At 40.3% G+C, this 12,128-nt stretch carries 7 protein-coding genes; 2 read left to right on the forward strand and 5 right to left on the reverse strand.

The window, feature by feature from the left end:
- Window positions 1-354 precede the first annotated feature (354 nt).
- Window positions 355-1,947, forward strand: coding sequence for a peptide chain release factor 3 (locus tag ACOQO1_RS02195; RefSeq protein WP_420601224.1), 1,593 nt, complete (start codon window positions 355-357; stop codon window positions 1,945-1,947).
- 84 nt (window positions 1,948-2,031) lie between these two features.
- Window positions 2,032-2,463, forward strand: coding sequence for a hypothetical protein (locus tag ACOQO1_RS02200; protein ID WP_420601225.1), 432 nt, complete (start codon window positions 2,032-2,034; stop codon window positions 2,461-2,463).
- Between the two features lie 55 nt (window positions 2,464-2,518).
- Here ACOQO1_RS02200 and ACOQO1_RS02205 read toward each other — a convergent pair whose 3' ends face one another.
- The 5 genes from ACOQO1_RS02205 to rplJ all read right to left on the reverse strand — a co-directional run bounded on the left by ACOQO1_RS02205 (window position 2,519) and on the right by rplJ (window position 12,123).
- Window positions 2,519-2,830, reverse strand: a complete 312-nt coding sequence (locus tag ACOQO1_RS02205) for a DUF3467 domain-containing protein (RefSeq protein WP_249970905.1) — start codon at window positions 2,828-2,830, stop codon at window positions 2,519-2,521.
- A gap of 56 nt (window positions 2,831-2,886) precedes the next feature.
- On the reverse strand, window positions 2,887-7,185 hold the full coding sequence (rpoC, locus tag ACOQO1_RS02210) for a DNA-directed RNA polymerase subunit beta' (protein WP_420601226.1): 4,299 nt from the start codon (window positions 7,183-7,185) through the stop codon (window positions 2,887-2,889).
- Window positions 7,186-7,230: 45 nt separating this feature from the next.
- Window positions 7,231-11,040 carry a DNA-directed RNA polymerase subunit beta gene (gene rpoB / locus ACOQO1_RS02215; protein ID WP_420601227.1) on the reverse strand — a complete coding sequence of 1,270 codons (3,810 nt, stop codon included), beginning with the start codon at window positions 11,038-11,040 and terminating at the stop codon, window positions 7,231-7,233.
- 130 nt (window positions 11,041-11,170) lie between these two features.
- Window positions 11,171-11,551 (reverse strand): 50S ribosomal protein L7/L12, encoded by a 381-nt coding sequence (rplL, locus tag ACOQO1_RS02220; protein WP_420601228.1) that lies wholly within the window; start codon window positions 11,549-11,551, stop codon window positions 11,171-11,173.
- Between the two features lie 53 nt (window positions 11,552-11,604).
- The gene (gene rplJ, locus ACOQO1_RS02225; RefSeq protein WP_420601229.1) at window positions 11,605-12,123 is read right to left on the reverse strand and encodes a 50S ribosomal protein L10; all 519 of its coding nucleotides are present in this window, start codon (window positions 12,121-12,123) and stop codon (window positions 11,605-11,607) included.
- Window positions 12,124-12,128: the final 5 nt, after the last annotated feature.

Raw genomic sequence — 12,128 nt, forward strand, 5'->3', positions numbered from 1 at the left:
GCAAGAAAATGGGGCTTTTCTTGTTGAAAATGGTTATTTGTTCAGCAAATTTAGCCTGACCAAATAAACTTTATAGGCATAATTAAAGCATTTACGGTTTATCGCCTATTTTTATCGACAAAAAGCAAATTCTTCATCATTATCAACCATATAATTTATACGTAGGGTTTTCTTAAAAAGATTACCATCAAGGAAAAAATCAAAAAAACTCCACTATGTGAAAAGTACTTTACTTTTTACTTTTAAAGGCCTTATTCGTACTTTTTTTCTCTTATTTCTATTAACAATATGGGTTAAATCTTTTATTGGATTTTAGATGCAATATTTACCCTATTTTTGCCGAAATTTTTGTAGATGGATTTTGTTCAGGAAATAGCCAGACGTAGAACTTTTGGGATAATCTCCCACCCTGATGCAGGGAAAACTACCTTGACAGAGAAATTGTTGCTGTTTGGTGGTGCCATTCAGGAAGCTGGCGCTGTAAAAAATAACAAAATCAAAAAATCTGCGACCAGCGATTTTATGGAAATTGAACGGCAAAGAGGAATTTCCGTAGCCACTTCGGTTCTTGCATTTATCTACAATGATAAAAAAATCAACATTCTGGATACACCTGGGCACAAGGATTTTGCCGAGGACACTTTTAGAACGTTGACAGCAGTGGATAGCGTAATCGTTGTCATTGATGTTGCCAAAGGTGTGGAGGAGCAGACCGAAAAACTAGTGGAGGTCTGTAGAATGCGCAATATTCCAATGATTGTTTTTATCAATAAGTTGGACCGTGAAGGCAAGGATGCCTTTGATCTGTTGGATGAGGTTGAGCAAAAATTAGGTCTGTCCGTAACCCCTTTAAGTTTTCCCATTGGAATGGGGTATGATTTTAAGGGTATTTATAACATATATGAAAAGAACATCAATCTTTTCAGTGGCAACAGCAAGCAAAACATAGAAGACACCATTGCTTTTACGGATATAGAAAATCCAGAACTTGAGAATATAATTGGTGAATCTGCCGCACAGGAACTTAGGGACAATTTAGAACTTGTAAACGGTGTTTATCCCGAGTTTGATAAAGAAGCTTACTTAAATGGTACTCAACAACCTGTTTTCTTTGGATCTGCCCTGAACAACTTTGGAGTACGGGAGTTATTGGACTGTTTTGTTGATATTGCCCCTGCACCTAGGCCAAAAATGGCGGAAGAACGTTTGGTAGAAGCCAATGAAAAATCTTTTTCCGGATTTGTCTTTAAAATCCATGCCAATATGGACCCTAAACACCGTGATCGATTGGCATTTATCAAAATCGTGTCCGGGACCTTTGAACGTAACAAACCTTACCTTCATGTAAGGCACAACAAAAATTTGAAATTCTCCAGTCCCAATGCTTTTTTCGCAGAAAAGAAAGAAATAGTGGATATCTCTTATCCAGGTGATATTGTTGGGCTTCATGATACTGGGAACTTCAAAATTGGCGATACGTTGACCAATGGTGAAAAGTTAAATTACAGGGGAATCCCAAGTTTTTCTCCAGAACACTTTAGGTACATCAACAATGCAGACCCCATGAAAGCCAAGCAACTTTATAAGGGCATTGATCAGTTAATGGATGAAGGGGTAGCTCAATTGTTTACCTTGGAAATGAACGGTAGAAAGGTGATTGGCACTGTTGGTGCCCTTCAATATGAGGTTATCCAGTATCGTTTGGAACATGAATATGGAGCCAAATGCACCTATGAAAATTTTCCAGTTCACAAAGCTTGTTGGGTAGATACCGAAGATCCTAATGGTGAAGAGTTCAAAGAATTCAAGAGGGTAAAACAAAAGTTCTTGGCCACTGATAAGCGGGGACAGCTGGTATTTTTAGCTGATTCGGCGTTTTCACTACAGATGACCCAACAAAAATATCCCACCGTCACCCTTCGCTTTACTTCCGAGATTACAGAATAGCCCACTCGCTCTAAACATCTGAAAATAAGAAAGGTTTCTACTTTTTTTGTACATTATTGGCTGTAACCAATAAAAACTTTTCTTATGAGTGATTCAAACAAACCGCCTGTTTGGTTCTGGATAGTGAGTGTTGCAGCTCTTGTATGGAACATTATGGGTGTAATGGCGTATTTGGGACAAGCATACACAAGCGTTGAAGACCTTGAACAGATGACCCAGGCTCAACGGGAACTTTTTGAAGCCCAACCTGCTTGGGTCACAGCTGCTTTTGCCATTGCTGTTTTTGGAGGTACTTTGGGATGTATTGCCCTTTTACTTCGAAAAAAATGGGCCAAACCGGTATTCTTTATCTCTTTATTGGGTATCCTAGGTCAATTTGTTTATGGTCTTTTTCTAAGTAATACAATTGAAGTTTATGGAAATCAGGCCATTTTTATGCCAATTCTAGTAATTGTAATTGGAATTTTGCTGATACTTTTAGCGAAAAAAGGCATCCAAAAGGAATGGCTAGCTTAAATTTTGTTATCAGCTATAAAATAAAAAACCTGACTAAATAGTCAGGTTTTTTGCTTTATGCTTCTCCCGTAGGTCCAAAATTTAATGGAATGGGAGGCTGTTCATAATCCTTGATGGTTCCATGTGCTTTTTCAAAGCGGGCCACATTATCGTTTAATGCCTTTAAGAATTTCTTGGCATGCTGCGGAGTCAAAACAATTCTGCTCTTCACCTTAGCCTTTGGCGCTCCTGGCATCATGCTTATAAAATCCACGACAAATTCTGATACAGAATGATTTATGATCGCCAAGTTAGAATAGATTCCCTCAGCAGTTTTTTCATCCAGTTCTATATTGATTTGCTTTTGATTTTTATCGTTCTCAGCCATTGTATATTTCTGTTTTATGTAAAAAGAAAACCCTGACAATTGCCAGGGTTTGTTTATTAGAATTTAAATTCCTCTTTTCGGGCCATGATTTCATCGTACTCTTCTTTTGAGCCAACAATGATACTATCATAATCCCTCATACCGGTACCGGCAGGAATTTTATGTCCAACGATGACATTTTCCTTCAATCCTTCCAAAGTATCCACTTTACCACTTACAGCAGCTTCGTTCAATACTTTAGTGGTTTCCTGGAATGATGCCGCCGAGATAAACGACTTGGTCTGCAACGAAGCTCTGGTAATACCTTGTAAGATCGGAGTCGCTGTAGCAGCTACGGCATCCCTTGCACTTACTAAAGTTTTATCTGCTCTTCGCAACACGGAATTCTCGTCCCTCAATGCACGGGCAGAAATAATCTGACCGGCTTTAAGGTTTTCAGAATCTCCCGCATCCTCAACCACTTTTTGTCCGAAGATCTCATCGTTCTCACGGATAAAGTCGTCTTTATGTACCAATTGATTTTCCAAGAATGTAGTGTCTCCTGAATCCTCGATACGCACTTTACGCATCATCTGACGTACAACAACCTCAAAGTGTTTATCGTTGATTTTCACACCTTGTAAACGGTACACTTCCTGCACCTCGTTCACTAAGTACTGTTGTACCGCTGATGGGCCTTTGATTGCCAAAATATCCTCTGGAGTAATGGAACCATCAGATAATGGCATACCAGCTCGAACGTAATCGTTCTCCTGTACCAGGATTTGGTTTGAAAGTTTCACCAAGTATTTCTTGATCTCACCAGTTTTGGACTCGATAATGATCTCACGGTTACCACGCTTGATCTTTCCGAAGGAAACTACACCGTCAATTTCAGAAACAACAGCTGGGTTGGATGGGTTACGCGCTTCAAAAAGCTCAGTGACCCTTGGAAGACCACCTGTAATATCCCCTGCTTTAGCAGATTTACGTGGAATCTTAACCAAAATCTTTCCTTCCTTGATCTTATCACCATCGTCCACCATAATGTGTGAACCAACAGGTAAGTTGTAGGAACGTAAAGTCTCACCTTTACCATCCTTGATCAATAGGGTCGGAATCAGTTTCTTGTTTCTTGATTCAGAAATTACTTTTTCCTGGAAACCTGTCTGTTCATCAATCTCAACTTGATAGGTAACACCTTGCTCAATATTTTCGTAAGCAATTTGACCAGGGAACTCGGAAACGATTACACCGTTATATGGATCCCATTGACAAACAACGGTTCCTTTTTTGATTTTATCACCGTTCTTAACGAACAATTGCGAACCGTAAGGAATGTTATTTGTACTCAAAGTAATACCCGTGGTAGCATCAACAACCTTAATTTCAGATGTTCTTGAGATTACAATATTGGCTTTTTCGCCCTCACTGTTCTCACCTACAACTGTTCTTAGGTCTTCAATTTCAGCTATACCATCAAACTTAACTTCCAGTTTGTTATCCTCTGAAATGTTACCTGCAATACCACCCACGTGGAAGGTACGCAACGTCAACTGTGTTCCTGGTTCTCCAATGGACTGTGCAGCAACAACACCAACGGCTTCTCCACGCTGTACCATTTTATTGGTCGCTAGGTTTCTACCATAACATTTAGCACAGATTCCTTTTGGAGCCTCACACGTCAATGCTGAACGCACTTCAATTTTATCAATTGGCGAAGCTTCAACTTTCTTCACATCAGCCTCAGAAATTTGCTGACCAGCTGCCAACACCAATTCTTCGGTCAATGGATTGTATACATCATGTAGTGAAACCCTACCAAGAATTCTTTCTCCTAGTGTTTCAACCACTTCTTCATTCTTCTTAAGCGCCTGAACCTCAATTCCACGCAACGTACCACAATCTTCAATATTGATGATCACGTCTTGGGAAACATCCACCAAACGTCTTGTCAAGTACCCCGCATCCGCAGTTTTCAAAGCGGTATCTGCAAGTCCTTTACGTGCACCGTGAGTAGAGATAAAGTATTCCAAAATCGATAATCCTTCCTTAAAGTTGGAAAGAATTGGGTTTTCAATAATCTCTCCACCACCGGCTGTAGATTTTTTCGGCTTGGCCATCAATCCACGCATACCGGTAAGCTGACGAATCTGCTCTTTAGAACCCCTTGCACCAGAATCCAACATCATATACACAGAGTTGAATCCTTGTTGGTCTTCACGAATTCGCTTCATCGCCAATTCGGTCAACATGGCATTGGTAGAAGTCCAAACATCAATAACCTGATTGTATCGTTCGTTATTGGTGATAAGACCCATGTTATAGTTCATCATAATACCATCAACCTGCTCATTGGCATCATTGATCATATCATGCTTTTCCGGTGGGATGATAATATCACCCAAACTGAAGGATAGACCACCTTTAAAGGCGAAATCATACCCCATGGATTTTATTTTATCCAAGAATGCCGCAGTAGCAGGAACATCGGTAACCGCAAGAATATCTCCAATGATATTTCTTAGCGACTTTTTGTTCAATACTTCATTAATATAACCTGCCTCTTCTGGTACAACGGTGTTGAACAATACACGGCCAACTGTTGTTGGTATAATTTGATTTACAAGCTCTCCTTCTTCATTAAAGTCCTTGGCTCTAACCTTGATTCCAGCATTCAAATCAACTTTTCCTTCGTTGAAGGCGATTTCCACTTCTTCAGCAGAGTAAAAAGTCAATCCTTCTCCTTTAATTGGAACTTCTTTGGTCGATTTTCTTTCCTTGGTCATGTAATACAGACCCAAAACCATATCCTGTGAAGGTACCGTAATTGGAGAACCGTTTGCCGGATTCAGAATATTCTGAGAAGCCAACATCAATAATTGTGCTTCCAAAATAGCCTCTGGGCCCAATGGCAAGTGCACTGCCATCTGGTCACCATCGAAATCCGCATTAAATGCCGTACATGCCAATGGGTGTAAACGGATAGCCTTACCTTCAATAAGTTTTGGCTGGAACGCCTGTATACCCAATCTGTGCAATGTGGGGGCACGGTTCAATAGTACCGGATGTCCTTTAAGGACATTTTCCAGGATATCCCAAACTACGGGCTCTTTTTTATCTATAATCTTCTTGGCAGATTTTACCGTTTTAACGATACCTCTTTCAATAAGCTTACGGATAACAAAAGGCTTGTATAGCTCTGCAGCCATATCTTTTGGAAGACCACACTCGTACAATTTCATTTCCGGTCCAACCACAATTACGGAACGAGCGGAATAATCCACACGTTTACCCAATAAGTTCTGACGGAAACGACCTTGTTTACCTTTCAATGAATCTGAAAGGGACTTTAATGGTCTGTTTGATTCTGTTTTTACCGCTGAAGCTTTTCTTGTATTATCAAAAAGAGAATCCACCGCTTCTTGAAGCATACGTTTCTCATTTCTCAAGATTACTTCCGGGGCTTTAATCTCCATCAATCGCTTTAAACGATTGTTACGGATAATTACCCTACGGTATAGATCGTTCAAATCCGAGGTGGCAAAACGACCACCATCCAACGGCACCAATGGGCGTAATTCTGGTGGAATAACAGGAACGACCTTCATGATCATCCACTCTGGATTGTTTTCCCTGTTATTTTGAGATTCACGTAGTGCCTCAACAACCTGAAGTCTTTTTAATGCTTCAGTCTTACGTTGCTTTGAAGTCTCTGTGTTTGCTTTGTGTCTTAGTTGATAGGACAATTCTTCCAAATCAATTCTAGACAACAAATCGATTAAACATTCTGCACCCATTTTAGCAACGAACTTGTTAGGGTCCGTATCTTCCAAATACTGGTTCTCCACCGGAATGGATTCCAAAATGTTCAGGTATTCTTCCTCGGTCAAGAAATCCATTTTGTTGATTTCTTCTCCTTCAGGGCCTTTGGCAATACCGGGTTGGATCACGACATATCTTTCATAATAGATGATCATGTCCAACTTCTTGGAAGGTAATCCCAACAAGTATCCTATTTTATTTGGAAGCGAGCGGAAGTACCAGATATGTGCAACGGGAACCACAAGGTTAATGTGCCCCACACGATCTCTACGTACCTTCTTTTCGGTTACCTCTACACCACAACGGTCACAAACAATACCACGGTAACGGATACGCTTATATTTTCCACAAGCACATTCGTAATCCTTTACAGGACCAAAAATACGTTCGCAGAACAATCCATCACGCTCCGGCTTGTGCGTTCTGTAGTTAATGGTTTCAGGTTTTAAAACTTCACCCCTGGACTCCGCCAAGATAGATTCTGGCGATGCCAGTCCTATGGAAATTTTGTCAAACCTTTTTGGTGCGTTATTATCTTTTATTCTAGCCATAACAATATGGAGATGATATAATTAAAAATGCTATTCAATAGTGTTCTACTCTTCCAATCTGATATCCAAACCTAATCCCTTAAGTTCGTGCATCAATACGTTGAAAGATTCTGGTAATCCAGGTTCTGGCATGGTCTCACCTTTAACAATGGACTCATAGGTTTTGGCCCTTCCGATAACATCATCCGATTTAACGGTCAATATTTCACGTAGGGTCGATGATGCTCCATATGCTTCAAGTGCCCAAACCTCCATTTCACCAAAACGCTGACCACCAAACTGGGCTTTACCACCCAATGGTTGCTGTGTGATCAATGAGTATGGCCCAATGGATCTAGCATGCATCTTGTCATCTACCATGTGTCCTAATTTCAACATGTAGATTACACCAACTGTTGCTGCTTGATCAAAACGTTTCCCTGTTCCACCGTCATACAAGTGCGTGTGTCCAAATCTTGGAACACCGGCTTCATCTGTATATTCATTGATTTGATCCAAGGTAGCTCCGTCAAAAATTGGAGTTCCGTATTTTCTGCCCAGTTTCAAACCTGCCCAACCAAGAACAGTTTCATAAATCTGACCAATGTTCATACGGGATGGTACCCCAAGTGGGTTCAATACAATGTCCACAGGTGTTCCATCTTCCAAGAATGGCATATCTTCCTGACGAACGATACGGGCAACAATACCTTTGTTACCGTGACGTCCTGCCATTTTATCACCAACTTTAAGCTTACGCTTTTTGGCGATGTAGACCTTAGCCAACTTCATGATTCCTGCAGGTAATTCATCACCAACGGAAATGGTAAACTTATCTCTTCTAAGGTTACCTTGAATGTCGTTCAACTTAATTTTATAGTTGTGCAACAAGTCGGCAACCAAAGCATTGGTCTTGTCATCCGTTGTCCAGCTTCCGCCCACCAAGTGCGCAAAGTCATCAACAGCGTTCAACATTTTAATGGTGTATTTCTTTCCTTTTGGAAGTACTTCCTCACCCAAATCGTTGATTACACCTTGTGAAGTTTTACCATTGATCAATCCAAAGAGCTTTTCAATCAAAACATCTTTCAATTGCTGGAACTTCACTTCATAGTCCATCTCCAATCTGGTGATGGCCTCTTTATCCTCAGAACGCTTTCTCTTATCCTTTATAGAACGTGAGAACAATTTCTTATCGATAACCACACCTCTCAATGATGGAGATGCTTTAAGTGATGCATCTTTTACATCACCGGCTTTATCACCAAAGATGGCACGAAGTAGTTTTTCTTCCGGAGTTGGATCCGATTCACCTTTTGGGGTAATCTTACCGATCAAAATATCACCTGGCTTTACTTCGGCACCAATACGAATCATACCATATTCATCCAAATCCTTAGTGGCTTCTTCTGAAACGTTGGGTATATCATTGGTCAATTCCTCAGCACCTAATTTGGTATCCCTTACTTCCAATGCATATTCATCAATATGGATAGAGGTAAAGATATCTTCACGTACTACTTTTTCGGAAATCACGATCGCATCCTCAAAGTTGTACCCTTTCCATGGCATAAATGCCACTTTCATGTTTCTACCTAGTGCCAGTTCTCCTTTTTCAGTAGCGTAACCTTCACAAAGTACCTGACCGTTTTTAACCTTGTCACCTTTTCTAACAATTGGTTTTAGGTTGATACTTGTTCCTTGGTTTGTTTTTCTAAACTTCACCAAGTTGTAAGTTTTGGAATCTTCTTCGAAGCTTACCAAACGCTCTTCTTCCGACCTGGTGTATTTGATTGTGATTTTTTGAGCATCAACATACTCCACAACACCATCGCCTTCTGCATTGATCAATACCCTTGAATCTGTAGCTACTTGCTTTTCCAAACCTGTACCTACAATTGGAGATTGTGGTTTTAACAATGGAACTGCCTGACGCATCATGTTTGATCCCATCAAAGCCCTGTTCGCATCATCATGCTCCAAGAAAGGAATCAAGGACGCCGAAATGGATGCAATTTGGTTAGGGGCAACATCCGTGTAGTTCACCTCAGATGGATCAACTACCGGGAAATCACCTTCTTCACGAGCAATTACCTTATCATCTTCAATTTTCCCCTTTGAATCCATTGGGATGTTAGCTTGGGAAATCTTCATTCCTTCTTCTTCCTCAGCACTCAAGTATGTGTACTCCTTGGTATTTACAACACCATTTTCCACTTTGCGGTAAGGTGTTTCCAAGAAGCCCATTGGGTTAACCTTGGCAAATACTGAAAGTGAAGAGATCAAACCAATGTTTGGCCCTTCAGGGGTTTCAATAGGACAAAGTCTTCCATAGTGTGTATAGTGAACGTCACGAACCTCGAAACCTGCTCTTTCACGGGAAAGACCACCAGGTCCAAGTGCGGACAATCTTCTTTTGTGTGTAATCTCCGCCAATGGATTGGTTTGATCCATGAACTGAGATAGCTGGTTTGTACCAAAGAACGAGTTAATTACCGAAGACAAAGTCTTAGCATTGATCAAATCGATTGGGGTAAACACCTCATTGTCACGAACGTTCATACGTTCACGAATGGTACGTGCCATACGGGCCAAACCAACACCAAACTGAGATGACAACTGCTCACCAACGGTTCTTACACGACGGTTGGACAAGTGATCGATATCATCAATCTCCGCTTTGGAGTTAATCAACTCAATTAAGTACTTGATAATGGTGATGATATCTTCCTTGGTCAAGACCTGCTTGTCCATTCCAATATCAAGACCTAATTTCTTGTTCATTCTGTAACGACCAACTTCACCTAAATTGTAACGTTGATCGGAGAAGAACAATTTGTCGATAATACCACGTGCCGTTTCTTCATCTGGCGGCTCAGCATTACGCAATTGTCTATAGATATGTTCTACCGCTTCTTTTTCGGAATTGGTAGGATCTTTTTGTAATGTGTTGTGGATAATTGCGTAATCAGATTGCGCATTGTTCTCCTTGTGAAGTAGAATGGTCTTCACATCGGCATCAATAATTTCATCCACATGCTCTTTTTCAAGAACGGTATCACGATCTAGGATGATCTCGTTTCTTTCAATAGAAACTACCTCACCGGTATCTTCATCCACAAAATCCTCATGCCAAGTGTTCAACACCCTAGCAGCCAATTTGCGGCCCAATACTTTTTTCAATCCGGCTTTTGAAACCTTCACTTCTTCCGAAAGGTCAAAGATTTCCAAAATATCCTTATCTCTTTCAAATCCGATGGCACGGAAAAGTGTGGTTACCGGTAATTTTTTCTTTCTATCAATGTAAGCGTACATAACGCCATTGATATCTGTTGCAAATTCAATCCAAGATCCTTTGAAAGGAATTACCCTGGCTGAATATAGCTTTGTACCGTTTGCATGGAAAGATTGGCCAAAGAAAACCCCTGGCGATCTGTGCAACTGGGAAACTACCACCCTTTCTGCTCCATTGATCACAAAAGTTCCACTTGGGGTCATGTATGGAATGGTACCCAAGTACACATCTTGTACGATGGTCTCGAAATCTTCGTGCTCGGGATCGGTACAATATAATTTTAGTCTCGCTTTTAACGGAACGCTATAGGTAAGTCCACGCTCAATACATTCTTGGATGGAATATCTTGGTGGATCTATAAAATAGTCTAGAAATTCGAGTACAAACTGGTTTCTAGTGTCTGTAATGGGAAAATTTTCCATGAAGGTGTTGTAGAGACCTTCATTTCCTCTTTCGTCAGATTTTGTTTCAAGTTGAAAAAAGTCTTGAAACGATTTAATCTGAATGTCCAAGAAATCCGGGTATTCCGGTATGTTCTTAGCGGATGCGAAATTTACTCTTTCAGTATTGTTTGTGAACATCAATGGACAAATTTTGATCGTGAAATATTACTGTGGGCGGTGTATGACTTTATACACTCCTTATTAAAATAGGCTAAGGCCTAACCATTATAATGGAAAGACCTTAACCAAATTTGTATGGTAAAAGCTACTATTTAAGCTCAACTTCTGCTCCTGCTTCTTCCAATGATTTTTTGATACCTTCTGCCTCATCTTTGGCAACACCTTCTTTAACAGCTTTTGGAGCGCTGTCAACGATGTCCTTAGCATCTTTCAATCCTAGGCCAGTCAATTCCTTAACTAGTTTTACAACTGCCAATTTAGAACCACCTGGAGCTTTAAGGATTACATCAAATTCTGATTTTTCCTCAGCAGCTTCAGCTTCACCACCACCAGCAGCACCGCCAGCAACAGCTACTGCTGCAGCAGCAGGCTCAATACCGTATTCTTCTTTTAATATGTCGGCCAACTCATTTACCTCTTTTACTGTAAGGTTTACCAACTGTTCTGCAAAATCTTTTAAATCTGCCATTTTTCTATCGTTTAATCAAATTTTTAAAATATACTTAGTTTATTGTGCGCGAATTATTCTTTCTCAGATAATGTCTTAAGGATTCCGGCAAGTTTACCGCCACCAGATTTAAGTCCAGAAATAACATTCTTGGCTGGTGATTGCAACAATCCGATAATATCCCCGATAACTTCCTCTTTGGACTTGATATTCACAAGTGCCTCAAGGTTTTCATCACCTACATAAACAGCTTCCTCTATGAAAGCTCCCTTTAGTAGAGGTCTATCTGATTTTTTTCTGAAATTTTTGATAAGTTTTGCAGGTGCGTTCCCTGTTTCGGACAACATCAAAGATGTATTTCCTTTTAAAACATCAGGAAGTTCCCCGAACTCCTTATCAGAAGCTTCCATTGCCTTTGCAAGCAAAGTGTTCTTAACAACTGCAAGTTTAATATTGGCTTTAAAACAAGCTCTTCTAAGGTTAGAAGTGGTTGTTGCATCCAATCCTGAGATATCCGCCAAATAAATATTAGCGTTATCAGCCAACTGTGCAGTCAAATCTTCTATTACGATTGCTTTTTCTTCTCTTGTCATAATTA

The sequence above is a fragment of the Flagellimonas sp. genome, assembly GCF_965222555.1.
Lineage (GTDB): Bacteria > Bacteroidota > Bacteroidia > Flavobacteriales > Flavobacteriaceae > Flagellimonas.

Bases quoted from the DNA above. Each gene is read 5' to 3' on its own strand.
- ACOQO1_RS02200 (WP_420601225.1), top strand. From the start codon at position 2,032: ATGAGTGATTCAAACAAACCGCCTGTTTGGTTCTGGATAGTGAGTGTT.
- rpoB (WP_420601227.1), bottom strand. From the start codon at position 11,040: ATGTTCACAAACAATACTGAAAGAGTAAATTTCGCATCCGCTAAGAAC.
- rplJ (WP_420601229.1), bottom strand. From the start codon at position 12,123: ATGACAAGAGAAGAAAAAGCAATCGTAATAGAAGATTTGACTGCACAG.
- ACOQO1_RS02195 (WP_420601224.1), top strand. From the start codon at position 355: ATGGATTTTGTTCAGGAAATAGCCAGACGTAGAACTTTTGGGATAATC.
- ACOQO1_RS02205 (WP_249970905.1), bottom strand. From the start codon at position 2,830: ATGGCTGAGAACGATAAAAATCAAAAGCAAATCAATATAGAACTGGAT.
- rplL (WP_420601228.1), bottom strand. From the start codon at position 11,551: ATGGCAGATTTAAAAGATTTTGCAGAACAGTTGGTAAACCTTACAGTA.
- rpoC (WP_420601226.1), bottom strand. From the start codon at position 7,185: ATGGCTAGAATAAAAGATAATAACGCACCAAAAAGGTTTGACAAAATT.